Here is a 26,551-nt window from a genome sequence, read left to right as displayed (position 1 = left end):
TTATGGGGTTACTCCACATACAAAATGTCCAATATGCGCTGCAAGTCTTCCTGCGAGTAGAAGTCGATCTCGATTTTCCCCCGTTTGGTTCCCTTTTTAATCTTCACCGATGTGCCAAGACGGCTGCGCAAACGTTCCTCCAGTTCCATGAGCTGGGGTTCCTTTTTGGGCTTTTTCTTCTTCGGTGTTTCACGTGAAACATTCAGTTGTTTCACCATTTCCTCCAACTGCCGCACACTCAATCCCTTTTTGACGACATCATTGGCAAGCTGGAGTTGTACCGTTTCCTTTTCCACGGACAACAATGCACGGGCATGTCCCATCGACAGCTCTGACGCTGACACCATTTCGCGAATCTTTTTGGGCAGCTGCAGCAGGCGCAGCATATTGGCCACGTGCGGTCTGCTCTTGCCGATCTTTTGGGCCAACTGTTCCTGCGTATACGAATGATGAGCGATCAGCTTTTCGTACGCTTCCGCTTCTTCGAGCGGATTCAGGTCTTCCCGCTGAAGGTTTTCGATCAGGGCAATCTCCATCAACTGTTGGTCGGAGTACGCCTTGACCACGGCGGGCACTTTTTTCAATCCGACCGATTTGGCTGCCCGCAATCGCCGTTCTCCCGCCACCAATTCATAGCCTTTGATGCTTTTTCGCACAATCAGCGGCTGAATGATACCGTGTTCCTTGATCGACTGAGCCAGTTCTTCGATCGCTGTCGGTTCAAACTCTTTCCGTGGTTGATACGGGTTGGGACGAATATCTCCGACGGCGATCTCCGTTACGCTCTCACCCTCTTCAATGAGATTGGACGTGATCAACGCGTTCAAACCTTTCCCTAAGCCCCTGCTCATACCCCTACCACTTCCTTCGCCAAGTCGGTATACACTTCCGCTCCGCGAGAGCGCGGATCATACGTGATAATCGCCTGTCCGTGCGACGGCGCTTCACTCAAGCGCACATTGCGGGGAATAATCGTCTTGTACACCTTTTCCTGAAAGTACTTCTTCACTTCTTCAATTACCTGCAGTCCCAGGTTGGTACGCGCATCCAGCATGGTCAGAACGACGCCTTCGATCGTCAGCTGAGAGTTCAAATGTTTCTGAACCAGGCGGATCGTGTTCAGCAGTTGGCTCAATCCTTCCAGCGCATAGTACTCACACTGGATCGGAATCAGCACCGAATCCGCCGCCGTCAGGGAATTCACCGTCAGGATTCCGAGCGAAGGCGGACAATCGATAATGACGTAATCGTATTTGTCTTTGACGACTTCCAGTGCCTTTTTTAACCGAACCTCACGCGAGATGGTTGGGACGAGCTCAATTTCCGCACCGGCCAATTGAATGGTAGCAGGGATGATCATCAGACCATTGATGTCAGTGGGCAACGTGGCATCTACGGGGCTGACATCATTGATGAGCACGTCGTAGATACAGTAGCGCACATCCGCTTTGTTCACACCAATCCCGCTGGTTGCGTTCCCCTGCGGATCAATGTCCACCAGCAGCACTTTCTTTCCCAACGTAGCCAAACAAGCGCTGAGGTTGACGGACGTGGTCGTCTTTCCTACGCCACCTTTCTGGTTTGCTACCGCAATGATTTTACCCAACTTCTCCACCTCATTTTTACACCATTCTACTAACCATGTTACCAGATTTAATCCAGAGTCGTACGCTGGAATTTAGAATTGAAACATTTTTCCACCCAAGGGCCCGAAGTGCCTCTTCGTCCTCCCAAATCATCAAAATGGGACGAGAGCCAAAAAGAAAGGCGGCTGTTGTCCGCCACCGTGTTCCTGCTTTACGGAACGATTCGATCATCGTGTCCTTTCCCCATTGGAAATCCGTGTGTACCTCTATTAGGTCTATTTCCCTTCCATCCGTTTGGGAATGCGAATAGTAAATTGATAGTATTCCTCGTGGTCCTCTTCATTCGTCTCGACTGCCAGACCGGTCTGCAGCACCATGTCAATGGACTGACGCACCGTGTTGATAGCGATGCGCGCATCCCGGGAAAAAGCTTTCCACTTGGGCTTTGCCTCTTTTTCCTGTTTGGGTTGTTCTGCTGCCTCCAGGAGCTGCTTTACCCGCGTCTCCGTCTGCTTGACGTTCCATTCCCGCTCCAGAATTTCCTGCAGGACTTTGCGCTGCAAATCGGCATTCTTCAACGGAATCAAAGCGCGCGCGTGTCTCTCCGTCACTTTTCGGGTGAGCAGGGCATCCTGAATCTCCTGCGGCAAATGGAGCAGCCGCAGCTTGTTGGCGATGGTGGACTGCCCTTTGCCCAAACGCTGCGCCAGGCTTTCCTGCGTCAGGTTGTGCAGGTCAATCAGCTTCTGATACGCGATGGCTTCTTCAATGGCCGTCAAGCCTTCGCGCTGCAGGTTTTCAATCAAGGCGATCGAAGCTGTCTGGGTATCGTTAAAATCCTTGATAATTGCCGGAATACGCTCCATCCCCAGCTTTTTCGTCGCACGCCAACGCCGCTCCCCAGCGATCAACTCGTATCGGTTGTTTCGCAAGCGAACGACAATCGGTTGAATCAATCCATGCGTGCGGATGGTTTGGCACAGTTCATCGATTTTTTCGTCATCAAATACCGTCCGAGGCTGATATGGATTGGGTACGATTTCATCAACGGGTATTTGTCGTATTTCTTCATTGTCTGTTTTGTCCGTCAACCCGAAAATGCGAGAAAATGAATCTTTAACTGCCATGGTTTGCATCCCCCACTTCCAACCGTTCCATCAGCCGCTGTGCTAAACAAGACGTGACGATTCCCTGGTTGACAAAACTTCCGCCTGAGCCGTTCGACGCAGCCGTCATCATTATTGGATTTCGGAACATTTTCTTCCCGTATCGGTCTGGCGAGCTCACACGTTGCTGGGTTGGGTGATACGGTCGAAAGAAAAACTTTTGATCGTCTGATCGTCGCTTTTTAAAGCTGTCGATCCTTCTATTGTGAATGGTTCATCCTGCTGTTTCAGGCTGCGCATCACTGAAGCATTTGCGTGTTGAAACAGGAAGAACACCTGCTGGAGTAGTCCTTCCAAGAATGATCATGCTTCATCAGCCAAGCGTATATCTACTGCTCCAGGCAAATCATCGTGACGTGTGTTTATCTTTTTTCTGAAACAGCAAAACAGTCGACGTCGTCTCTGTGATGCAGTCGAGTGCTTTTCCTGCGGATTTTTTACCAAATCGTTGACGCCGTGGCACATGCGTATCTGTCTTACAGTCTTCTTCTTTCCTAATTATTCTGCACGGTCCGTTTAATTCCTGCTGCGGAAACGTGTTTCACGTGAAACATCAATTACTGTCTTGCTTGTTACCTTCCTGTTCCTGATGTTCGTATTCATAATCGTCATCTCCTGGCTCCTGCCGGCTCCGGAAGTTGAACAAATGGGGGAACAAGCGGTGGAAATCAAGCGTCAGATAAGCAAAAAATGCCGCAATGATTGCCGTGATGTACATGCCGGCACTGAACATCAAACCGATGGCCGAAGCCACCCACATGCCCGCCGCCGTCGTCAGCCCTTTAACCGTACCGTTAAACTTGATAATCGCCCCTGCGCCCAAAAAGCCCATGCCGGTAACCACCTGGGCGGCTACGCGGCCTGGATCGTTGTTTACACCACTGCTCGAAAAGCCGTAGATGGAAGCAAGTCCAAACAGGCATGAACCGAAGCAGACGAGACTGTACGTGCGGAATCCTGCTCCCCGCTGCCGATTGGCTCCTCTGATGAAACGCTCTCGTTCCAATCCCATAATGGCTCCGGTCACAAACGCCAAAAACAGTCGAAGCAAAATCGTAGGCAGTTCCGGCGGGAAAAAAGTTGCATGAAGCGTATCCATTTCCCTCTCAACCTCCCGTTCATGCTATCGTCTCTTGCGAAAAAAGACTGCTTTCTTTGAAAGTATGCGGACTAATCGGCTTTTATCAATGAACGGCTGTCCGCTTTAAAAAAGCACTGGCGGCTCACTGGGCCAAACATGTTTTTTTCAGTACAGGCGGAGGCGATTCCGGTGTCCCCAACGGTGTTCCCAAGCCTGCCAGCAGACAGATTCGATTCGGCTGATTCTTCACCATGCGTTTGCCGCTTGGGCAGCTTGCAATCATTCCCCTCTGCCAAAAAAGGGCCACAGCGTTGTGCCATAGCCCTCTGGTCTCCAATAACGTCGGTGATCCCGCAGCCGCCCCGCTGCCGCCTGCTTCTACAGCAGCGGTTTTTTGGCAGGGGTGCCCGGCTTGCGCGGATAACCTTTCGGGGTGGCGCCCAGTTTTTCAATGATGACGATGTTGCGCTCCCCCGCTTCCTCCACCAGTTGAAACGTCTCTACTTTTTTCGTCTTGCCGCCCAGGGTCTTGATTGCCTTTTTCGCCTCGTTCAGTTCCGGCGAGATATCGGCTCCCTTCAACGCGATGAAATGACCGCCGACGCGGGCGAACGGCAGGCAATACTCGGCCAGCACGTTCAGACGAGCGACCGCGCGGGCCACCACGAGATCAAACGACTCCCGATACGCCGCTTCCTGTCCGCGCTCCTCCGCCCGGCCGTGGACCGGATATACGTCTTCCAGACCAAGTTCGGCGGCAACGTGATTCAAAAAGGTCATCCGTTTGTTCAGCGAGTCAATGATGGTCATCTTGAGATGAGGAAAGCAGATTTTCAACGGGATGCTGGGAAATCCCGCCCCTCCGCCGATGTCTGCCACAGACTCCACCTGATCAAAGGAAAAGTAGAAGGCAGGCGTAATCGAGTCGTAAAAATGCTTCACGTACACCTGTCCTTCTTCGGTAATCGCAGTCAGGTTCATTTTTTCATTCCACTCCACCAGCAGGCGGTAGTACGCGTCAAACTGCTCCAACTGGCGGGCGGACAGCACGATGCCCTTTGCTGCCAGCGCCTCGGCAAATTGCTCCTTGTTCATGCCTTCGTCTCCTTACTCGGCCGTTCTCACGCGATTGTACTGCTCCAGATATATCATCAATACGGAGATGTCTGCCGGGTTTACGCCGGATATGCGGGATGCCTGCCCGATATTCAGCGGACGGACTTTGCTCATTTTTTCCTGCGCTTCTTTGGACAAGCCGGAGATTTGATGGTAATCAATGTCGTCCGGAATACGGCGTTCCTCCATCTTTTTCATCCGTTCCACCTGCTGCAGCGACTTGCGGATGTAGCCGTCGTACTTGATTTGGATTTCCACCTGCTCTGCCACATCTTCCGGCACTGGTTCCGAAGTCGGCACCATTTGGATGATGTGCTGATAGGTGATTTCCGGACGGCGGAGCAGTTGGGCCAGATCGGTCACTTCCGTCAATTCCGGTGTACCGGCCGCGCGCAGCACTTCCTGCACGTGCGGCATATCCGGACGGACGCGGGTGTTCATGATTCGTTCCTTTTCCTTCTCGATCAGTTCCCGTTTGCGGCAGAACTTGCGATAGCGCTCTTCGCTGATCAGGCCGATCTCGTAACCGATGTCGGTCAGGCGCAGGTCAGCGTTGTCGTGTCGCAGCAGCAGCCGGTATTCTGCCCGGGAAGTGAGCAGCCGGTACGGTTCATTGGTTCCTTTGGTCACCAGGTCGTCGATCAACACCCCGATGTACGCCTGTTCCCGCCCCAAAATGATCGGCGGTTTTCCCTGTACTTTTCGCGCTGCGTTAATCCCGGCCATCAAGCCTTGGCCGGCTGCCTCTTCATAGCCGGACGTACCGTTGATCTGACCGGCTGTGAACAGCCCTTCCACCAGTTTGGTTTCCAACGACGGCCACAGCTGTGTCGGCACAATCGCGTCGTACTCGATGGCGTACCCCGGCCGCATCATTTTTACATTTTCCAGGCCGGCCATGGAACGCAGCATGGCCAACTGCACGTCTTCCGGCAAGCTGGTGGACATCCCCTGCACGTACATCTCTTCGGTGTGACGTCCCTCCGGCTCCAGGAACACCTGGTGCCGCGGCTTGTCGCTGAAACGCACCACCTTGTCCTCGATGGACGGACAATAGCGCGGCCCCGTTCCCTCGATGATGCCGGAGTACATCGGCGCGCGATGCAGGTTGTTGTTGATCATCCGGTGTGTTTCTTCATTGGTATAGGTCAGCCAGCACGGCAGTTGATCCATGATAAACTCGGTGGTCTCGTACGAAAACGCGCGCGGCACGGTGTCGCCGGGCTGAATCTCCATCTTGGAGAAGTCGACGCTGCTCTTGTGCACACGCGGCGGCGTCCCGGTCTTGAAGCGAACCATCTCAAAGCCCAATTCCTGCAGATGATAGGCGAGACGGATCGACGGCCGCATGTTGTTTGGACCGCTTTCGTACTGGAGATCGCCCAGAATGATTTTCCCGCGCAGATACGTTCCGGTGGTCAGGACAACCGCTTTCGCCGAATAGCGGGCTCCCGTCTGCGTAATCACCCCTTCGCAGACGCCGTTGTTGACGATCAGCTCATCCACCATCGCCTGACGCAGGACCAGGTTGGGAGTCTGCTCAATCGTGTGTTTCATCTGATGCTGATAGGCAAATTTGTCTGCCTGCGCGCGCAGGGCGTGAACAGCCGGACCTTTGCCCGTGTTCAGCATCCGCATCTGAATGTGCGTTTTGTCTGTATTTTTGCCCATCTCTCCGCCCAAGGCGTCGATTTCGCGTACGACATGCCCCTTGGCCGGCCCGCCGACAGACGGGTTGCACGGCATAAAGGCAACCGCATCCAGGTTAATGGTCAACAGCAGCGTGCTGCATCCCATGCGCGCCGCCGCCAACGCTGCCTCGCAGCCGGCATGACCCGCACCAATTACTATGACGTCATACGATTCCGCTTCGTAGGTTGCGTTCATGGTTTTCCTCCTTACTCTCCAGTATGGGCGCACTCTCTTGTTTTTTCACTTGCCCAGACAAAACTGGGAGAATATCTGGTCGATCAAATCTTCGCCCACACTCTCTCCGATCACTTCGCCGAGCAATTCCCACGCCTTTTTGATGTCGATCTGCACCATATCGATCGGCATCAGGTTGTCGATGCCGCTGATCGCATCGTCAATGGCCTGTTCCGCCTGGCGCAGCAGTTGAATATGACGGGCGTTGCTCACGTAGGTCAGGTCGTCCTGCTGTACGCGGCCGCTAAAAAAGAGATCGGCAATCGCCTGCTCAAGCTGATCAATGCCTGTCTCCTCCCTGGCCGAGGTCAGGATGAGCGGCCGATTGGGGAAGTGCCGTCTCACTTCATCCAGGTCGATGCGTTGCGGCAGGTCCACCTTGTTGATGATGACGATCACCTGGAATCCTTTGGCCGCGTCAAAAATGGCGTAGTCGTCAGGCGTGAGCGACTCGTTGTAATTGAGCACCAGCAGCACGAGATCGGCTTGCTGCAGCAGTTGCCGCGACTTTTCCACGCCGATCTTTTCCACGATGTCCTCCGTCTCGCGAATGCCGGCTGTATCAATCAAGCGCAGCGGCACGCCGCGCACATTCACGTATTCCTCGATGACGTCCCGGGTCGTGCCCGCCACGTCGGTGACGATCGCCTTTTCCTCCTGCACCAGGCTGTTCAAGAGCGACGATTTGCCGACATTGGGCCGGCCGATAATCGCCGTGGACAGCCCCTCGCGCAGGATCTTTCCTTGTCGGGCCGTCTGCAGCAGTCGGCCGATCTCCTGTTTGACCTCTGTGCATTTTTCGCGCAAAAAGTTCTGCGTTACTTCTTCCACATCGTGCTCCGGGTAGTCCAGTGTCACCTCGATGTGGGCCATGGCCTCAATCAGGTTTTGCCGCAGCTTGCGAATCAGCTGGGACAGTTTCCCCTCCACCTGGTTGAGCGCTACTTTCATTGCCTTGTCCGTCTTGGCGCGGATCAGGTCAATCACCGCTTCGGCCTGGGACAAATCGATGCGTCCGTTCAAAAACGCTCTCTTCGTAAACTCCCCGGGCTCCGCCAGGCGAGCACCGTTGTCCAGTATCAGCTCCAGTACCCGTTCCACGGACACGATCCCGCCGTGGCAGTTCACCTCCACCACGTCCTCCCGCGTAAACGTCCGCGGTGCACGCATCACCGAGACCAGCACTTCTTCCACTCGCTCGCCGGTCTGTGGATCGTACAGATGTCCGTAATGAATCGTGTGGCTGTCCACAGTGGACAACTTCCGCTTGCCCCGGTATATCTTATCCACAACTTCGATTGCGTCCGGGCCACTGACGCGAATCACCGCAATCCCGCCCTCCCCCATGGGGGTCGCAACCGCTGCGATGGTGTCAAATTCCACGCTGTTTCACCTCAAGCTTTCCGCTGACGAATCAGTACTAACTTCTTAGCATAGCAGAACCACCTGCAAAAATCCAAGCACGAAACGCTTTGCTCACCCTTTTCGAAGAATCATCCACATCTGGACATGCCGTTCCCCTGTTCTGTACTACACGCGAGATTTCCTGCCCGGCACGTTATCCACAGGCGCATCATCCTTCATGAAATCGAGAAAACAAAAAAAAGACCCTCACAACAAGAATCTGCATTCTTATTGCAAGGGGATAGAGTAATACATCAGCCAATACGAGTTCTACGTTGGACACCGCTTTTCATCTGTACGTTCGTGCGGTTCCGCCGACAGTTGTTCCGCAGCTTGAGCCTGCAACACTTCAACAGCTTGGCTTCCCCGATATGGACTCAACTCTTTCACAATGATTTCCATATGTTCAAATGATAAATTTCTTTCATTCATGCGATGATATTCAATAAAAAGACCGATACAGGCGGCCACCTTCGCGAAGGAGCCTAATTGCCGATAATAGCTGATGCTTTTCAACAGGGTATCGAATCCTTCCGTAATCTGTCCGATCGAGATCTGACATTTTCCTTTTTGCAAATGATACTTGGCTGTTTGTTTGATCCGTTGCGGGTGAGAGGTGATGTCGGCAGGAAAAAACTGATCTTCAGCAGCGATAAGTTCTTTCATCAAGTCGTTTCTGCCGGTCTCCAGGCAGACGTCCAGAAGATCGGTGACAACGTTGATGCGCCCGTCGCGTTCTGCTTCCTGCAGGCACTCTTGATAAAGAGCAATCGCTTCTTCGTGCTGTCCTTTTTTTGCGTAAAGCAGAGCCCGAAGATGTTTTTTGCGGAAGTCCGCAAATTTGCTGTTTTCGTACTCTTTCAAGTACACCTCGGCAAGTACGAGATCACCCAGGTCAAGATATGAATTGACGATGGCGATCAAAGCGGAGGCTTTTTGCCTGCTGTCTTCGTGATCTTCCCGAATGCATTTGCTGCACAATTCAATGCAATCGTAATAATGGTCCAAAACGTAGGCATGTACGCCCAGTCGAAAATACGCCGCAATCCGCTCTGCCGGCTGAAGCCATTCAAGGTAATGCAGCATTTCTTTTCCTCTTTGATACGTTTCTTCCAAGCGAGCGAATTCGTCCCGCTCAAGTAAGTACCGCTCATAAAGCCCCTTCGCCAAGTAATAGGGAATCCCATTCTTTCTGGTATATTCAATGAGCACATCGTACAATACCAGTTTTATGGCAGGATCGTCCGTACCATTTGCCGTTTGGAAAAGGTGGTCGAGAGCAAGAAATGTTTGCATTTTGGGGGTGTCCAGCAATTTTTGGGCTGCCTTTTCGATGACGGTTTTGTTATTGTGTGCGATGGCTTCTTGGAGCAGGAACTTCAATGTTTCCGCCCGTTCTGTTACATCCAGATACGTACTGATTACCAATCCGTAGGGAATATGTAATGCGTTCCCGATCTTTTTCCAGGTGGCAAAGCTGGGCCGTTTTGTTTCCCCGGATTCAATCCGAGACAGGACGCTCCTGCTGACGCCTGCCCGTTCCGCCAGTTCATCAACCGTGATATTTTCCTGATACCTGTATCTGAGAAGCACATCTGCAAAGTCTCCAAACCCCATGGCAGAAGCCCCCTAGTTAAACGTTAGGAATTTTTCCCATGCATTGCTTACAAGCGTGTACTCCCATACTTACTGGCGGGAAACGTTCTCTACTTTCCTTATCGGTTATCATCCTTCGTCTTCTAATGTTTTACGCAAAAAAAGTGAAAAGGGAGTCACGGCGAACAAATGTAAGTCAATGCTGCTACCATGCCGTCTGTCACCCGGGCGACTTGCCGGGCATAAAAAAAGAAGCCTACCGGGAGGCTTCTTTAGGCGCGATCACGATGCAGCGGTTGGGTTCGTCCCCTTCGCTGTAGGTGACCACATCCGCTCGCTTTTGCAAAAACGAGTGAATCACTTTCCGTTCCGCAGCCGACATCGGTTCCAGCCGGACGGAGCGCTTGGTGGCGACAGCCTTCCTGGCCACCCGCTCGGCCAGCTGCTCCAGCGTTTCCTTGCGGCGCGTGCGGTAGTTTTCAGCATCGAGAATGATGCGGACGTGCTTGTCCGCATGGCGGTTTGCTACGACATTTACGAGATACTGTAGAGAGTCTAAGGTCTGTCCCCTGCGGCCGATAATGATTCCCAGGTTGGTCCCCTGTATGTCAAACAGGACGCCGTCTTCCCCGGGACGCGTTTCCACACGAGCGTCCACGTTCATGTTGGCCAGCACATCCTGCAGAAATGCGAGGCCCTGATCCACCGGATCGACATTGACCTCCACTTCCACCTTGGCGTCCCGCGAACCGAACAGTCCAAACAATCCCCTGCTCGGCTCCTCCAGGACGCGCACGCTCACCTTGTCGCGTGTGACGCCCAGTTCTTCCAAGGCCTTACGCACAGCATCGTCAATGGTTTTTGCCGCAGCTACCACCTTTTTCACTTGGAGGTTCCCTCCTTAGGACGCGGCGCTTTGGGCGCTTTGTTTGTATCGCGATACAGGAAATACGTCTGCACAATCGTAAACAGGTTGCCGTACACCCAGTACAGGGAGAGCGCGGACGGCAACGTCACGGCGATCGCCAGAATCATCAGCGGCATCATGATGGTCATCAGCTGCATCTGCGGATTGTTCTGCACCGCCGATCCCATCATCTTGGACTGCAGATACGTGGTAATCGCCGCCACGATCGGCAGGATGTAGTACGGGTCCTTTTCCCCCAGCGACATCCACAGGAAGGTGTGGTTCTTGATTTCTTCCGTACGGATAATCGCGTGGTAAAACGCAATCAGAATCGGCATCTGCACCAACAGCGGCAGACATCCGGCCAGCGGATTTACGTTGTGCTTCTGGAACAGCACAAGCGTTTCCTGCTGGGCCTTTTGCGGATCGTTTTTGTACTTCTCGCGGATTTTTTGCAGTTCCGGCTGAAGCTCCTGCATTTTCTTGGAACTCTTGATCTGTTTGACCATCAGCGGCAGCACGAGCAGGCGGATGATGATGGTGGCCACCAAAATCCCCAAACCGTAACTGCCCCCCAGTACCACTGCACTCTCTTTGATGAGCCAGGACAGCGGCCAAACAAAATACTTGTCCCATATGCCGGTGGCGTCAGGACCGATCGGCGCAGCGGCCTGAGGGTTGCAGCCCGACAGAATCAGTACCAGCAGGGCCAGCATGGATATGCTGAGGATGCGTCTTCTCAAAGGATGGTCCTCCTTTTCCCTGATTCGGTTGTTCACGTAGTTACGAATGGCGTTGATCCGGCACAGGATCAAATCCGCCCGGATGAAACGGGTGGCACTTCAACAGGCGGCGCAGAGCCAACCAGCCCCCCTTCCACGCCCCGAAGCGGCGAATGGCCTCGATCGCGTAGTGCGAGCAGGTGGGCGCAAACCGGCATGTAGGCGGTTTCAACGGGGACAGAAACAGTTGGTATCCGCGGATCAGCCATATCATTAAGCGCGCCATTACCGTTTCACCCTCTTTTTTGGTTATGTACGGGTGTATGTCTGATCACCTTGGCTCGTTTCATCACGTGCAGGAGCGATTGTTCAATCGCGTCCAGTGTCATCGCTTCCACGCCGGGTCGAGCGATGATGACCAGATCCACGTCCGGCGGGATGACGCCTTCCAATCGGCGCACCGCTTCGCGGATCAACCGCTTGACCCGGTTCCGGATCACGGCGTTGCCGATTTTTTTGCTGACGGAAATCCCGGCACGAAACACGGCTTGTCCCTCCTGTTTGGCACAATACAGGACAAACTGTTTGTTTGCCGCCGAGTTTCCCTTTTGAAACACTGCCTGGAAGTGCTCATTTTTTCTGAGCCGATGCGAACGATGCAAGGTAAACATCCCCTAACATCATAATTATAGTAGAAAACGTATGCAGCATCTACCAGTATATCCTGGTTTCGCCCACTTTTTTCCCCGTCCGGCCGATCCTCCCGCGCGCGCACAGATGTTTTGCGTCCAGCCCCCGCGCAGATACATCGTCCAGACAGGCCCAAGAAAAAAGCCGGTCCCATCCCTCTCGCGTTTCAATGTCCGTACTCCTCCCGGTCGTCCCTAAAACCCTCTCCCGCTCGGCCATACCAGCGGTGATCCGGTCGAGCGCGTTCTCTCCGGGCAGTTCCTCTCAAGGAGCGGCACCGATCGGCGCCAGTTGCGGACACAGGTCCTGCGGTCAAGTGATGTCCCGACTGATACTCATCACAATACAAAAAAGGCCACTGTAGCTGTGGCCTATGCGGAAAGCACTTTTCTACCTTTACGACGACGGGCTGCCAAGACCTTACGGCCGTTTTTCGTGCTCATACGCTTGCGGAACCCGTGGTCCTTTTTGCGTTTGCGATTATTTGGATTAAACGTTGGTTTCATTCCTATACACCTCCGTCCTCAAAAGGCATTCTTTCGCATTATAAAGAGATTTGCCTAAAAAGTCAAGCAGACCGGCCAGCGCCGTCAAAAGGGAAATTATCCCCACAAAACTATTTCCCGTCCTGTGGATATCATTTTATCCACACTCGCAGATTTCGACAAGGTTATCTACAGCTTGTACACAAAATATAGGGGTGTGAATATGTCCCCAATACCAGTGGTTGTGTTTGTGGATAAGTGCGAAAAAACCATTGATACCGTGCCTTTTATCTGTTATTATGTTTTTGTTTTGGAACGTGTATAACTCCATTGGGACAATCAGATTTTCCACAGCATGTGGATAAGTTTGTGGACAGCTTTCCTCAGTTGTGAATGATTGTATTCACAATGATGCGAATAACGTCTACTTTTTTTCGCTTCTCTGCGCGAAATCCCTATTTTTCGACTATATTTTATCCACAGTCGACACGCTGTACTTGTGTTGAACATTTATCCTATTGGTCATCCGCCATTCTGAATCTTTTCATTCATCATTTCATATTCGTTTGCCTGAAAGGAGGGATTCCGGTTGGATGCAGCGATTAGCGAGCTCTGGCGAAAGGTACTCGCCAAAATAGAAAAATCGCTCAGCAAACCAAGTTTTGATACCTGGCTCAAGGCGACCAAAGCGAGCACACTGGAGGAGGACGCGCTGATTGTCATAGCGCCCAACGACTTCGCCAGGGACTGGCTGGAAACTCGCTACTCTCAATTGATCACCGATACACTCTATGAGGTTACCGGCGTAAATATGAAAGTGATTTTCGTCGTCCAGCAAAATACGGACGGCGCCTTTGCCGAAGAACAGCCGGCCCCCCGAGTGAAAGTATCCGCTCCTCCAGCCAACACCGATGACCAGCCTCCCAGCATCCTGAATCCCAAGTACACGTTTGACACGTTCGTCATCGGTTCCGGAAACCGGTTTGCCCACGCTGCATCGCTCGCCGTGGCAGAAGCGCCGGCCAAGGCGTACAACCCGCTGTTCATCTACGGAGGAGTCGGATTGGGGAAGACTCACTTGATGCACGCCATTGGCCATTACGTGATTCAGCACAATCCCTCAGCCAAAGTGGTGTATCTATCGTCGGAAAAGTTTACCAATGAGTTTATCAACTCGATCCGGGACAACAAGACTGTTGAATTTCGCAACAAATACCGCAGCGTCGACGTGCTGTTGATCGACGACATTCAGTTTTTGGCCGGCAAGGAGCAGACGCAGGAAGAGTTCTTCCATACGTTTAACGCGCTGCACGAGGAGAGCAAGCAGATTGTCATCTCCTCCGACCGTCCGCCGAAAGAGATCCCCACGCTGGAGGATCGCCTTCGCTCCCGCTTCGAATGGGGACTGATCACGGACATCCAGCCTCCTGATTTGGAAACGCGGATTGCCATCCTGCGAAAAAAGGCCAAAGCGGAAAACCTGGACATCCCCAACGAAGTCATGATTTACATCGCCAACCAGATCGACAGCAACATCCGCGAGCTGGAAGGCGCACTGATTCGCGTCGTGGCGTACTCGTCCCTGATCAACCGCGACATCGACACCCATCTGGCGGCGGAAGCGCTGAAAGACATCATCCCGTCTTCCCGTCCGCGGGTGATCACGATCATGGACATCCAGCGCGCAGTCGGCGAAGCGTTCAACCTCAAGCTGGAAGACTTCAAGGCGAAAAAGCGGACCAAATCGGTAGCGTTTCCACGACAGATCGCGATGTATCTGTCCCGCGAGCTGACGGACGCCTCGCTGCCCAAAATCGGCGACGAGTTTGGCGGCCGCGACCATACGACGGTCATTCACGCGCACGAAAAGATTTCCAGAGCGCTTGCGACCGATCCGCAGCTCCAGACGACGATCCAATCGTTGATCGAAAAGCTGAAAGCCAACCACTAACCTGTGAATTGTGAATAACGCCAAAAGCCTATACACAACTTACCCACATGTGTATAGGCTATCTTTTACGTCAGAATTGGGGATATCCACAAACCCACAGGGCCTAGTACTACTCCTGTTAAAAAGATAGATCCTAATAAGATATGAAAGAGACACGGGCATTATGCACAGCAGGCCCAAAACGAGATGGCAGGAAAAAGGGAGGTTTACGGTGATGCACATTACCGTTCAACGCGACAGACTGGTGAACGCCGTTTCGCACGTCAGCAAGGCAGTATCCAGTCGGACGACGATTCCGATCCTGACCGGGATCAAGATGAGAGCGGATGAAGAGGGACTGACGCTGACCGCAAGTGATTCCGACGTCTCCATTGAAGTGCTCATCCCCACGGAGGAAGGAGACGAATGGGGGGTAACTGTTCACCAGCCGGGAAGCATTGTGCTGACTGCTCGCATTTTCAGCGAAATTGTACGAAAACTGCCGAGCAATGAAATTCACATCATGGTGGATGACCGTCTGGTGACGCAAATCCGTTCCGGCCAAGCGGAATTCACGATCAACGGGATGGACGCAAACGAATTTCCGCAGCTGCCGCAGCTGGAAGAGGACAAGGTGTTCAGCGTGCCGGGCGATTTGTTGAAAGCGATGATTCGCCAGACTGTGTTTGCCGTGTCCACGTCTGAAATGCGGCCGATTCTGACCGGATTGATGTGGTCGCTGGACCGCGGCCAATTGAAATTTGTCGCGACTGACAGCCACCGGCTGGCCAGCCGCACGGCGATGGTGGAGTGCCCGGAAGAGCTTTCCTTCCACAATGTGGTCGTACCGGGTAAAAGCTGCAACGAATTGGTCAAAATATTGGATGATGACCAACATCCGGTCGACATCGTCGTGGCTGACAACCAGATCCTGGTGAAGTCGAAGCACATTTTGTTCTACTCCCGTCTGCTGGAAGGGACGTATCCGGACACGTCCCGGATCATCCCGCAAGGCTGCAAGACGGAAATCACGGTCAGCACAAAGGAATTCCTGCAGTCGATCGAGCGCGCATCCCTGTTGAGCCGCGAGGGCAAATCCAACGTGGTGCGCCTGATGACACTGCCGGACGGCAGCGTGGAGATCACCTCCAACGCGCCGGAGATCGGGAAGGTGACGGAGATTGTCGCGCCTAAGTCGCTCAACGGCGAGGATCTGAAAATCTCCTTTAACGCCAAGTACATGATTGACGCGCTTCGTTCCATCGACAGCAGCGAGATCAAAGCCAGCTTTACCGGCCCGATGAGCCCGTTTGTCATCTGTCCGACCGATCATGACTGGATGCTTCACCTGATCCTGCCGGTCCGGACCTACTAGGTAGTATTTGGAAAAGGAAAGGAGCCCATCCATGCGAGAGGTGTCCATTCAAACCGAGTACATCGCCCTGGGCCAGTTCCTCAAGCTGGCCGACATCATCGACACCGGCGGGATGGCCAAAGCGTTTCTCGCCGAAGTGCCGATCTTGGTCAACGGCGAAGAGGAAAACCGGCGCGGCCGCAAGCTGTATCCCGGCGATGAGGTGACGGTCGAAGGGCACGGCCGGTTCAAAGTAGTGCGCCGCTGAGAGGAGAGCCTGATTCTTGTTTCTCAAGAACCTGTCGCTAACTCATTTTCGCAATTACGACGCGCTGTCCCTCACGTTTGACGGCCCCATTCAGCTGTTTATCGGCAACAACGCGCAAGGCAAGACCAACGTGTTGGAGTCCATCTACGTTCTTGCGCTGGCCAAATCCCACCGGACGTCCCGGGACAAGGAACTGATCGCTTGGGATGCCGATTTTGCCGCCATCCGCAGCGACGTCGAGCGCCGCACCGGACCTGTTCGGCTGGAGCTGCAGTTGACCGCCAAGGGAAAACGGGCCAAAATCAACGGGATGGAACAGCAAAAATTAAGCGAATACGTCGGAGCACTCAACGTGGTCATGTTCGCCCCCGAAGATCTGGGAGTGGTCAAGGGGGCGCCTGCCCAACGGCGCCGGTTTATCGACATGGAAATCGGCCAGGTGTCTCCGACGTATCTGTACTATTTGAGCAATTACAACAAGGTGCTGGCCCAGCGCAATCAACTGCTGAAAGACCTGGCGATGAAGAAAAGTAACTCGCTGGAAATGCTGGCAATTTGGAATACCCAATTGGCAGAATTAGCGGTAAAATTGTTACGGAAGCGTTTTTCGTTCATTCGGAAGCTGGAAACGTGGGCTCGCTCGATCCACGCCGGCATTACCGACGGCAAGGAAACGCTCTCTTTGCATTATGAGAACAGTTCGCCGGTGACGGAAGAGATGGCCGTAGAGCAGGCGGTTGAAGCGATGCTGGCCGCCTACGAAGAGGTGTTTGACCGGGAAATGGCCCGGGGCAGCACGCTGATCGGGCCGCACCGGGACGATTTCAGTCTGAAAGTAAACGGCATGGACGTACAAACGTACGGTTCTCAGGGACAGCAGCGGACCAGCGCGCTGTCGATCAAACTGGCCGAAATCGAGCTGATCAAGGAAGAAGTGGGCGAGTACCCCGTTCTTCTGTTGGATGACGTGCTGTCTGAATTGGATGAACATCGGCAGACGCTGCTGTTGGAAACCATACAAGATCGCGTTCAGACGTTTGTAAGCACCACGGGTGTGGAAGGCTTAAAACATCAGGTTCTCCAGCAAGCCTCGCGTTTTTACGTGCGGGAAGGGAAAATCTCCGGGGAAAGGTAGGGAGAACAGGTTATGTTTATACACATTGGTGGCGATACTGTGGTGAGCACCAAGGACGTAATTTCGATTCTCGACCACCAGTCTGTCAAATCGTCAAAAGTGAACCAGGCGTTTTTGCAGGCACGTCGCAACATGGTGGTGGACCAGGGTGTGGAGGAGACGAAATCGTATGTCATCACCAAGGATGCCGTCTACTGTTCGCCCATATCTTCCCTGACGCTAAAGCGACGCGCTCAGTTCGTGGACAGCTTGGAGCAGGTTCCCGTACAAGCTGAAGTGGAGGAGTTGACAGAGTAGTGGACCAGGTAACGACAAAGGATACGAATTACGACGCCAGTCAGATCCAGGTGCTGGAGGGCTTGGAGGCGGTGCGCAAGCGGCCCGGGATGTACATCGGGTCAACCAGCAGCCGCGGTCTGCATCATCTGGTGTGGGAGATTGTCGACAATTCCATCGACGAAGCGCTCGCCGGATACTGCGACAATATCGAAGTGGTGATTCACCCGGACAATTCTGTCTCCGTGACGGACAACGGACGGGGGATTCCTACGGGCATCCACGAAAAGACCGGGAAATCGACCGTAGAGACCGTTTTGACCGTCCTGCACGCCGGGGGGAAATTCGGCGGCGGCGGGTACAAGGTGTCAGGCGGTCTGCACGGCGTGGGCAGCTCGGTGGTGAACGCGCTCTCCGAGTGGTTGGAAGTGGAAGTGAAACAGAACGGCAAGGTCCACTTCATGCGCTTTAACGTCGGGGTCCCGGAGGCAGATCTGGCGGTTGTCGGAGAAACCACAGAAACCGGTACCAAGGTCACCTTCAAACCTGACCCGACTATTTTTACCGAAACGACCGTTTTTGATTACGAGGTGCTGCAGAAGCGCATCCGCGAGCTGGCCTTTTTGAACAAAGGGCTGCGCATCACGTTGAAAGACGAGCGGCCCGGCCAGGAGCGGGAAGAGTCGTTCCACTACGAGGGCGGGATCGTGCAGTTTGTCGAGTACTTGAACAAGAACCGCGAACCGCTGCACGAAGAAGTCATTTACTGTGAAGGGGAAAAAGACGGGCTGCACGTAGAAGTAGCCATCCAGTACAACGACAGCTATATAAGCAACATCTACTCCTTTGCCAACAACATCAACACGCACGAGGGCGGGACGCACGAGTCCGGCTTCAAGACGGCGCTTACCCGCGTCATCAACGACTACTGCCGCAAGTTCAACTTCCTGAAGGAAAAGGACCCCAACCTGTCTGGTGATGACGTGCGCGAAGGGATTACGGCGATCATTTCCGTGAAGATCCCGGAGCCGCAGTTTGAGGGGCAGACCAAGACGAAGCTGGGCAATTCCGAGGCGCGCAGTGTGACCGAGTCCGTATTCGGCGACCGTTTTGCCACCTTTATGGAGGAAAATCCGGCGGTAGCCAAGCGGATTGTGGAAAAAGCGCTGATGGCGGCGCGGGCGCGGGAAGCGGCGCGCAAGGCGCGCGAGCTGACCAGGCGGAAAAGCGCACTGGAGGTAAGCGCGTTGCCGGGCAAATTGGCCGATTGTTCGTCCAAGGACGCGTCCGAGTCCGAATTGTTTATCGTGGAGGGGGACTCCGCGGGCGGTTCGGCCAAAGCGGGGCGGGATCGCCACTTCCAGGCGATTCTGCCGCTGCGCGGCAAGGTGTTGAACGTGGAGAAATCCCGTCTTGACAAGATTCTCGCCAACAACGAGATTCGCGCGATCATCACGGCGCTCGGCACGGGTGTCGGCGAAGATTTTGACATCTCCAAGGCCCGCTACCACAAAGTCGTGATCATGACGGACGCAGACGTCGACGGTTCGCACATCCGGACGCTGCTCTTGACGCTGTTTTACCGCTATATGCGGCCGCTGATCGAGGCGGGCTACATCTACATCGCTCAACCGCCGCTGTACAGCATCAAGCAGGGCAAGCAGATTTACTACGCGTACAACGACAAGCAGCGGGACGAAATTCTGGCCACGTTGAAGAGCACCCCCAAACCAAGCATTCAGCGCTACAAGGGATTGGGCGAGATGAATGCGGACCAGCTCTGGGAGACGACAATGGACCCCGAGGTGCGCACTCTGCTGCAGGTCAGTCTGGAAGATGCGATGGAAGCCGACATGGTCTTCGAAACCCTGATGGGCGACGATGTGGAGCCGCGGCGCGAGTTTATCGAGCAGTATGCTGCCACGGTGCGGGATCTGGACATTTAAGGAGACGATTTACCATGCCGGATAGATGGAACCTGTTTTGTAAGGCCGGCATGCGTATGTTTAGCAAACCGAAAAAGCTTGTCCCAAATGGGGCAGGCTTTTTTTGTTGGGCAGAGACGACAGCGATGACGCTGCACTTCGTACGTTGACATTTTTAAACTTACAAAATAATAATGTATTGTAAGTGATATATCCTACTCGCTGGAGGGGAAACCATGAACCAAACGGAACCGCTTTGGACGAAAGATTTTGTGCTGTTGGCGTTCTCCAATTTTTTTCTTTTCGTCGGGTTTCAGATGCTGATTCCGACGCTTCCGCTGTTTGTGACCGAACGGGGCGGGGACCAGTTGGCTGTAGGTCTGGTCGTCAGCCTGTTTACGGTGTCCGCCCTGATCGTTCGTCCGTTTGCCGGGAAAGCGCTGGATTCGGTCGGACGGCGGCCGGTCTTGCTGGTGGGGCTTGCCTTGTTTCTGCTGTGCGTGGCCGGTTATTACTGGATGGCGACGGTCGCTCTCGTGTTGGGGCTTCGGTTTGTGCATGGCATAGGCTGGGGAATTGCCACGACCACGTTCGGCACAATCGCTTCCGATCTGATTCCGGCTGCGCGGCGAGGAGAAGGAATGGGGTATTTCGGGATGTTCAGCAGCCTGGCGATGGCGCTTGGACCGTTGGTGGGGCTGTGGCTGGCGCAATCGTTCGGATTTGGCTGGCTGTTTTTGATCTCGTCGGTTTTGACCGCATTGGCCATGCTCCTGTCCAAACCGGTGAAAATGGCAGCACCGGCCGGCGCCGGTCGGCGGCAGCCTGAGACAAAACGAAGTGGACTGGTGGAGCAAAAAGCGCTGTTTCCGTCGCTGCTGGTGCTGTTTCTGGGCGTCACGTACGGCGGCATTGTCAGTTTTATCACCTTGTTCCGCCAGGAAGCGGGGATCGGCAATGTCGGTCTGTTCTTCCTGTTCAACGCGCTGTCGCTGATGCTGATTCGGCCGGTTGCCGGGAAACTGTTTGACCGAAAAGGGCACCTCTGGGTGCTGCTGCCCGGCGGTATTGTGATGGCTGCGGGTCTGTTGATTTTGTCGTACAGCACGACGTCCTTTGGGCTGATTGCAGCGGCCATCCTGTTTGGCAGCGGGTTTGGCGCGGTTCAGCCGTCGCTGCAGGCCTGGACCATCCACCGCGTTTCGCCTGAACGGCGAGGGGCGGCAAATGGCACCTTTTTTTCCGCGTTTGACCTGGGGATCGGAGCGGGGGCGATGCTTTTGGGCGCAGTCGCCAAAGCAATCGGTTTTGCCCTGATGTATCGCTGCTCCGTCATCGTAATTTTACTCTATCTGATCATCTATCTGGCGTACGTGATCAAGGAGCGGCGTCGACATTCCCATCTGCAACCCGGTTCGTCCTGAGATGGTCCGGGTTTTTTTGCAAGCACCGGTATTATGAACAGACGGCCGTCTGTAGGTGATTGGCCTGTGTGACAGGACACAAAAGAAGCGGGGGGTGTGTCATGCTCATCAAATGGATTGCGTGTCAGGTGAGGGAGGGCCAACAGCAGTTCTTTTCCCGGGGGCAGGAGCAGTGGAGAGCCGTCAGGGAGGTTGACGGCTTTCTCGGCCAGGCCGGCGGGTGGAATGTCAGCGACCCGGCCGAGGCTGTCATTCTCGCTTGTTGGCGGGATGAAGCAGCTTACCGGGCGTTTATGGCGAACCACCACGACCCGATTTTTGCCAAAACCAGGCAGCAGCAGACGTATGAGCGCATCCGCGTGGAGCTCTATGAACGCGTTCTCGACATGCCGGGGACGATGGAAAACGTGCTCGACGCGTTGGCGGTTGGGAAATGGCTGCGGCTGGAACAGCGGCCTGTTTTGCCAGAAGCGGACTGCCTGGCGGGTTGGCCGGGGGCTGCCGCCGGTGTGGCGGGAAAAGCCGTGAAGGATGGGGGGCGTTTTCTCATCGCGACGGTGTGGGATGCTGCCCAACCGGACCGGGAGGGGACATCCGGGGCGATCATCGCCCCGTTGGAGGATGCCTGGCTGGTGCTGCCGTAAGACAGGAGACTGGTGACGCAATGCGTTTGCGAGAGATTTTGGACGTGACCTCTTTCTGTATGGTATAATTACGTATTGCGATAACCAGTTGGAGGTTTACCCTTTATGGCAGAAGAAACAGCTCGGTTTCCCAAAGTTGATATTAGCCAGGAAATGAAAGAGTCGTTCATCAGCTATGCGATGAGCGTAATTGTCAGCCGGGCGTTGCCAGACGTCCGCGACGGGCTGAAGCCGGTTCACCGGCGTATTTTGTATGCCATGCACGACATGGGATTGACGCCGGACAAAGCGTTCCGGAAGTCGGCCAACGTCGTTGGTGAAGTAATGGCCAACTACCATCCGCACGGGGATTCTGCCATCTACGAAACGATGGTTCGGATGGCGCAGGACTTCAACATGCGCTACATGCTGGTCGAGGGACAGGGCAACTTTGGTTCCGTGGACGGTGACCCGGCAGCGGCGATGCGGTACACCGAATCCCGCCTGTCCAAGATTGCTCTCGAACTGCTGCGCGATATCGATAAAGAGACTGTCAACTTTACACCCAACTACGACGGCCGAAAAGAGGAGCCGGTCGTACTGCCGTCCCGTTTTCCCAATCTGCTGGTAAACGGTTCGGCGGGGATTGCCGTGGGCATGGCGACCAACATTCCTCCGCACAACCTGAGCGAAGTGATTGACGGCGTCGTGGCCATGATCGACAATCCGAACATAACGGTTCAGGAACTGATGAAGATCATCAAGGGGCCCGATTTTCCGACTGCCGGGGAAATCCTCGGCTACAGCGGCATTCGCCGGGCGTACGAAACGGGCCGTGGCTCGATCATCATGCGAGCCAAAACGACGATCGAAGAAGACAAAGGGAAACCGCGCATCATCGTGACGGAAATACCTTTCCAGGTCAACAAGGCCAAACTGATCGAAAAAATTGCCGAGCTGGTACGGGAAAAGAAAATCGACGGCATCACCGACCTGCGCGACGAGTCGGACCGCAAAGGGATGCGGATCGTCATCGAGCTGCGCCGGGACGTGGTCCCCAAAGTCGTTTTGAACAACCTGTTCAAGCATACCCAGATGCAGAGCACTTTCGGGGTCAACATGCTCGCGCTGGTGGACAACCGTCCACGCGTGTTGAATCTGCGGGACATGTTGTACTACTACCTCCAGCATCAACGGGAGATCGTCCGCAGACGGACCGAGTACGAGTTGAAGCAGGCGGAAGCCCGCGCTCACATCTTGGAAGGGCTGCGAATTGCGCTGGACCACATCGACGAGATCATCAGCCTGATCCGTGGATCGCAAACGGCAGAAGAGGCCCGCGACGGACTGATGTCCCGTTACGGATTGAGCTTGGAACAGGCTCAGGCGATTCTCGACATGCGCCTGCAGCGCCTGACCGGTTTGGAGCGGGAAAAGATCGAAAACGAGTACCAGGAATTGCTGGCGAAAATCGCCGAACTGCGCTCCATTCTGGCCGATGAAGGCAAGATTTACGCGATCGTCCGTGGAGAGCTTCTGGAGATCAAGGAGAAGTTTGGCGACGAGCGCAGGACCGTCATCACATATGACGAAGAGCACATTGAGGATGCCGATCTGATTCCAGAAGAAGACGTGGTCATCACGCTGACCCATGACGGCTACATCAAGCGCCTGCCCGTCTCCACCTATCGTGCGCAGAAACGGGGCGGCCGTGGTGTACAGGGCATCGGCACCAAGGACGACGACTTTGTCGAACACCTGTACATCACCAATTCGCACGACCACATCTTGTTCTTTACCAACAAGGGCAAGGTATACCGCCTGATGGGGTACGAGATTCCGGACCTGAGCCGCACAGCCAAGGGCACTCCGGTGATCAACCTGATCCAGATCGAAAAAGGCGAGCGGGTCAACGCGGTCATCCCCGTCAAGGAACTGGGCGGAGACGCCTACCTGTTCTTCGCTACGAAAAAGGGAATTATCAAACGGACCGAGCTGTCGGCGTTTGAGCATATTCGCAAAGGCGGCCTGTTTGCCGTCAACCTGCGGGAAGACGACGAACTGATCGGCGTTCGCCTCACCGACGGCCACCAGGAGATCATCATGGGGACCCGCAACGGCATGTCTGTTCGCTTCAAGGAAAGCGATGTGCGGACGATGGGCCGAAGCGCGACCGGTGTCAAGGGCATTACGCTGGACGAGGACGATGACGTGATCGACATGGATGTCGTGAAGCCGGGGGCGGAAGTGCTGATTGTTACGGCGAACGGCTACGGCAAGCGCACCCCGATTGACGAGTACCGCCTGCAGTCCCGCGGCGGCAAAGGCATCAAGACGCACAACGTCACGGAACGTAGCGGACACGTTGTCGGGTTGAAAGTGGTCGAACCGGAAGAAGACCTGATGATCATTACCACGTCCGGCATCATTATTCGCACCGAGATCAAAGGCATTTCGGTAATGGGCCGCTACACTCAGGGCGTCAAACTGATACGCCTTGCTGAAAACGAGCAGGTCGTCTCCGTGGCCAAAGTGCCGCCAAGCGACGACGAGGATGACGGCAGTCATGAAGGGCAGCAGCCGGAAGCAGACCAGTCTGCCGGCGAGCCTGAGGAGCAAGAATAATCGTTTTGCAGATTGGATAGATGGGAAGGTTGTTCCACTATGCTGGAACGCCTTCCTTTTTTCTTATTTCGTGGAAATTTGATCGCATTTTCCTATAAAATGAATTTTCATTGCCATGAAAATGGGAAAAGAGTACTATAACAGTAACAATAAACCGATGCGGAGGGTGGAACATTGCCCATCATTCATGTGAAGAATCATGGCAAGAATGCAACAGTTGGCGTAAAGCTGGCAGAGGATGTAACCACGGCGTTGGGTGGCTTGCTTTTTCCCAAAGGGACTGTTTTGTACGAGAGAGAATGGGAGATTCTCGAAGCGTTCATGATTGAGCAGGTGCATGTGGAGGACGACCATGCGGCGGGCATTCAATGGTCAGATGATCAGCCGGCTGAAGCACAGCCGGTCAGCGAAGAGACGAGCAGCGAGAAGCAATCGTTTCGACAGTCGTTCAACAAGGCGGTCGCCGCTTTGAAAAATTTGCTGGTAGGGGTGGAAGGGGGGCAGAACATTCCCGTCATGGAAGTGCGGGAAGTGATTGCGCCGCTGCTCCGGCAGGTTCAGGATCAGCCGGAAATCCTGTTTACCCTGAACAGCATGTCCCGTGTTGACAGCTATGCGTACGAACATTCGATCGCGGTCGGTCTGATTTCGTACATGATTGCCAAATGGATGAAGATTCCAGAAAGGGAATGGATGCAAATCGCGCTGGCCGGAACGCTTTTGGACGTGGGGAAAACCAGGATTGACCGCCGGATCTTGCAAAAACCGGACAAACTGACCCGGGACGAGTTTGAGGAGATGAAGAAGCATACGGTGTATGGGTACCAGATTATCAAGGCCTCTCCAGGCTTGAACGAAGGCGTGGCCCTGGCAGCGCTGCAGCATCACGAGCGGGAGGACGGCTCGGGGTATCCGCTGGGGTTGACGGGCAATAGGCTGCATCTGTACAGCAAAATTGTGGCCGTCGCCGATGTTTATCATGCGATGTGTTCTGATCGCGTTTACCAAAGGGCGATCCCTTCCTATCTGGTGACGGAACAACTCCTGCGGGAAAGCTTCGGCAAACTGGATCCGTATATCGTACTTACATTTGTAAACGGCATTACCCGTCTAGCTGTTGGAACGATTGTGGAATTGAGCGACGGCAGCATCGGCAAGGTGGTCTTTACCGACCGCAGCCAACCGACACGTCCCATGGTGGAGACGGGCGGGCGGATCATCAACCTGGCAGAATCGCGTCACTTGTCCATCGTTAAGGTAATCAAGTGTTAGTCACGGAGGAACGGAGAGATCCGTTCCTCTCAGCGTGTAGACAAAGTCCGCGGCGCATGGGAGATCGGGCCCGCTCGCTCGCTTGACGCCCAGCAAAGAAGCGGATGAAGTCCGCTCCAAAACGAGACGCGGGCAGGGGACAAACATCTGGGTGTTTCGATGAAGTGAGACTTGTGTCCCCTGTTGATTCCCGTGTCTTCGTTTTTCCGCTGAGTCGGTCGTCAAAGGAGCTCGCTTGGCCCATCCCGCCATGCGATGCACATTGTCTTCCGCTTCGGATGATGAATGGGCAGGCCTTTCGGCCTGGAAATCATTTTCTTATGGACACTTATACAATGAACCGTTTGTCTTCAGTCAAGGAGGAACGGAGAGATCCGTTCCTCTGTTTTGTATAGCGTGTATGACAGACGTTTTTATTAAGGGCGAAAAAAGTGATGTATTTATAAATTTTTCTATTGCGTTTATCCAGCAAACGTGTTAGTATACTTCTTGTCGCTTCAAACGAGAGGCGAACAGCAAGAAAGCAAGAACATCGATTGATAAAAAAACTCTTGACTTCGTGTTGAATGACTGATACAATGTTGAATTGTCGCCGCTGATGATTGGGCGGCTGACCAACTGGAAATGTTCCTTGAAAACTGAACAGCGAATGCGTCGAACGAGCCTAGCAATTCCTTTCTCTTTAAAGAATGCTAACGATTCAACTCAACTTTATTGGAGAGTTTGATCCTGGCTCAGGACGAACGCTGGCGGCGTGCCTAATACATGCAAGTCGAGCGGGCCTGTCTGGAGCTTGCTCCAGACAGGTTAGCGGCGGACGGGTGAGTAACACGTAGGCAACCTGCCCGCAAGACCGGGATAACGTAGGGAAACTTACGCTAATACCGGATAGGGCACTCTCTCGCATGAGAGAGTGCGGAAAGGTGGCGCAAGCTACCACTTGCGGATGGGCCTGCGGCGCATTAGCTAGTTGGTGGGGTAACGGCCTACCAAGGCGACGATGCGTAGCCGACCTGAGAGGGTGACCGGCCACACTGGGA

At 54.2% G+C, this 26,551-nt stretch carries 24 protein-coding genes and 1 rRNA gene; 11 read left to right on the top strand and 14 right to left on the bottom strand.

What is annotated here, in order from left to right:
• Window positions 1–8: 8 nt before the first annotated feature.
• The 14 genes from ETC00_RS00125 to rpmH form a co-directional block, all read right to left on the bottom strand.
• Window positions 9–851: a ParB/RepB/Spo0J family partition protein gene (locus tag ETC00_RS00125; protein WP_171563903.1), complete on the bottom strand. Its 843-nt coding sequence runs from the start codon at window positions 849–851 to the stop codon at window positions 9–11.
• Window positions 848–1,606 (bottom strand): ParA family protein, encoded by a 759-nt coding sequence (locus ETC00_RS00120; RefSeq protein WP_171563902.1) that lies wholly within the window; start codon window positions 1,604–1,606, stop codon window positions 848–850. The genes ETC00_RS00125 and ETC00_RS00120 overlap by 4 nt, the downstream gene beginning before the upstream one ends.
• A 255-nt stretch (window positions 1,607–1,861) precedes the next feature.
• Window positions 1,862–2,713, bottom strand: coding sequence for a nucleoid occlusion protein (gene noc, locus ETC00_RS00115; RefSeq protein ID WP_171563901.1), 852 nt, complete (start codon window positions 2,711–2,713; stop codon window positions 1,862–1,864).
• 592 nt (window positions 2,714–3,305) lie between these two features.
• Window positions 3,306–3,851, bottom strand: coding sequence for an MgtC/SapB family protein (locus ETC00_RS00110; protein ID WP_230077580.1), 546 nt, complete (start codon window positions 3,849–3,851; stop codon window positions 3,306–3,308).
• A 71-nt stretch (window positions 3,852–3,922) separates the two neighbouring features.
• Window positions 3,923–4,153 carry a hypothetical protein gene (locus ETC00_RS00105; protein ID WP_171563900.1) on the bottom strand — a complete coding sequence of 77 codons (231 nt, stop codon included), beginning with the start codon at window positions 4,151–4,153 and terminating at the stop codon, window positions 3,923–3,925.
• A gap of 58 nt (window positions 4,154–4,211) precedes the next feature.
• Window positions 4,212–4,928 carry a 16S rRNA (guanine(527)-N(7))-methyltransferase RsmG gene (gene rsmG / locus ETC00_RS00100; protein WP_171563899.1) on the bottom strand — a complete coding sequence of 239 codons (717 nt, stop codon included), beginning with the start codon at window positions 4,926–4,928 and terminating at the stop codon, window positions 4,212–4,214.
• A 12-nt stretch (window positions 4,929–4,940) separates the two neighbouring features.
• Window positions 4,941–6,836 carry a tRNA uridine-5-carboxymethylaminomethyl(34) synthesis enzyme MnmG gene (gene mnmG, locus ETC00_RS00095; protein ID WP_171563898.1) on the bottom strand — a complete coding sequence of 632 codons (1,896 nt, stop codon included), beginning with the start codon at window positions 6,834–6,836 and terminating at the stop codon, window positions 4,941–4,943.
• Window positions 6,837–6,881: 45 nt separating this feature from the next.
• A complete protein-coding gene (gene mnmE, locus ETC00_RS00090; protein ID WP_171563897.1) occupies window positions 6,882–8,258 on the bottom strand; it encodes a tRNA uridine-5-carboxymethylaminomethyl(34) synthesis GTPase MnmE in 1,377 nt (458 codons plus the stop codon).
• Between the two features lie 291 nt (window positions 8,259–8,549).
• On the bottom strand, window positions 8,550–9,896 hold the full coding sequence (locus ETC00_RS00085; protein ID WP_171563896.1) for a helix-turn-helix domain-containing protein: 1,347 nt from the start codon (window positions 9,894–9,896) through the stop codon (window positions 8,550–8,552).
• A gap of 235 nt (window positions 9,897–10,131) precedes the next feature.
• Window positions 10,132–10,761, bottom strand: coding sequence for an RNA-binding cell elongation regulator Jag/EloR (gene jag, locus ETC00_RS00080; protein ID WP_171563895.1), 630 nt, complete (start codon window positions 10,759–10,761; stop codon window positions 10,132–10,134).
• Window positions 10,758–11,525 (bottom strand): membrane protein insertase YidC, encoded by a 768-nt coding sequence (yidC, locus tag ETC00_RS00075; RefSeq protein WP_171563894.1) that lies wholly within the window; start codon window positions 11,523–11,525, stop codon window positions 10,758–10,760. The genes jag and yidC overlap by 4 nt, the downstream gene beginning before the upstream one ends.
• A gap of 40 nt (window positions 11,526–11,565) precedes the next feature.
• Window positions 11,566–11,790, bottom strand: coding sequence for a membrane protein insertion efficiency factor YidD (yidD, locus tag ETC00_RS00070; protein ID WP_171563893.1), 225 nt, complete (start codon window positions 11,788–11,790; stop codon window positions 11,566–11,568).
• A gap of 7 nt (window positions 11,791–11,797) precedes the next feature.
• On the bottom strand, window positions 11,798–12,166 hold the full coding sequence (gene rnpA / locus ETC00_RS00065) for a ribonuclease P protein component (RefSeq protein WP_171563892.1): 369 nt from the start codon (window positions 12,164–12,166) through the stop codon (window positions 11,798–11,800).
• 399 nt (window positions 12,167–12,565) lie between these two features.
• On the bottom strand, window positions 12,566–12,700 hold the full coding sequence (gene rpmH, locus ETC00_RS00060) for a 50S ribosomal protein L34 (protein ID WP_081656608.1): 135 nt from the start codon (window positions 12,698–12,700) through the stop codon (window positions 12,566–12,568).
• Window positions 12,701–13,268: 568 nt separating this feature from the next.
• On the opposite strand from rpmH, the gene dnaA reads away from it, so the two are divergent.
• The 11 genes from dnaA to ETC00_RS00005 form a co-directional block, all read left to right on the top strand.
• Window positions 13,269–14,630, top strand: a complete 1,362-nt coding sequence (dnaA, locus tag ETC00_RS00055; RefSeq protein ID WP_171563891.1) for a chromosomal replication initiator protein DnaA — start codon at window positions 13,269–13,271, stop codon at window positions 14,628–14,630.
• A 214-nt stretch (window positions 14,631–14,844) separates the two neighbouring features.
• Window positions 14,845–15,984 (top strand): DNA polymerase III subunit beta, encoded by a 1,140-nt coding sequence (gene dnaN / locus ETC00_RS00050; protein ID WP_171563890.1) that lies wholly within the window; start codon window positions 14,845–14,847, stop codon window positions 15,982–15,984.
• A 31-nt stretch (window positions 15,985–16,015) separates the two neighbouring features.
• Window positions 16,016–16,231, top strand: a complete 216-nt coding sequence (yaaA, locus tag ETC00_RS00045) for a S4 domain-containing protein YaaA (protein WP_029100576.1) — start codon at window positions 16,016–16,018, stop codon at window positions 16,229–16,231.
• Between the two features lie 16 nt (window positions 16,232–16,247).
• Window positions 16,248–17,366: a DNA replication/repair protein RecF gene (gene recF / locus ETC00_RS00040; RefSeq protein ID WP_171563889.1), complete on the top strand. Its 1,119-nt coding sequence runs from the start codon at window positions 16,248–16,250 to the stop codon at window positions 17,364–17,366.
• A 12-nt stretch (window positions 17,367–17,378) separates the two neighbouring features.
• Window positions 17,379–17,663, top strand: coding sequence for an extracellular matrix regulator RemB (gene remB, locus ETC00_RS00035; protein ID WP_171563888.1), 285 nt, complete (start codon window positions 17,379–17,381; stop codon window positions 17,661–17,663).
• Complete coding sequence (gyrB, locus tag ETC00_RS00030) at window positions 17,663–19,588, top strand: DNA topoisomerase (ATP-hydrolyzing) subunit B (protein ID WP_171563887.1); 1,926 nt, start codon at window positions 17,663–17,665, stop codon at window positions 19,586–19,588. The genes remB and gyrB overlap by 1 nt, the downstream gene beginning before the upstream one ends.
• A 215-nt stretch (window positions 19,589–19,803) precedes the next feature.
• Window positions 19,804–20,991: an MFS transporter gene (locus ETC00_RS00025; protein WP_171563886.1), complete on the top strand. Its 1,188-nt coding sequence runs from the start codon at window positions 19,804–19,806 to the stop codon at window positions 20,989–20,991.
• A 101-nt stretch (window positions 20,992–21,092) separates the two neighbouring features.
• Complete coding sequence (locus ETC00_RS00020; protein ID WP_171563885.1) at window positions 21,093–21,635, top strand: YdbC family protein; 543 nt, start codon at window positions 21,093–21,095, stop codon at window positions 21,633–21,635.
• A 105-nt stretch (window positions 21,636–21,740) separates the two neighbouring features.
• Window positions 21,741–24,239 carry a DNA gyrase subunit A gene (gene gyrA / locus ETC00_RS00015; RefSeq protein WP_171563884.1) on the top strand — a complete coding sequence of 833 codons (2,499 nt, stop codon included), beginning with the start codon at window positions 21,741–21,743 and terminating at the stop codon, window positions 24,237–24,239.
• 174 nt (window positions 24,240–24,413) lie between these two features.
• Window positions 24,414–25,511: an HD-GYP domain-containing protein gene (locus ETC00_RS00010; RefSeq protein ID WP_171563883.1), complete on the top strand. Its 1,098-nt coding sequence runs from the start codon at window positions 24,414–24,416 to the stop codon at window positions 25,509–25,511.
• A gap of 711 nt (window positions 25,512–26,222) precedes the next feature.
• Window positions 26,223–26,551, top strand: a 16S ribosomal RNA gene (locus tag ETC00_RS00005); the annotation flags it as partial.

Source organism: Brevibacillus sp. MCWH, assembly GCF_013096935.1.
Lineage (GTDB): Bacteria > Bacillota > Bacilli > Brevibacillales > Brevibacillaceae > Brevibacillus > Brevibacillus aydinogluensis.
This window is presented reverse-complemented; position numbering and strand designations above follow the sequence as displayed.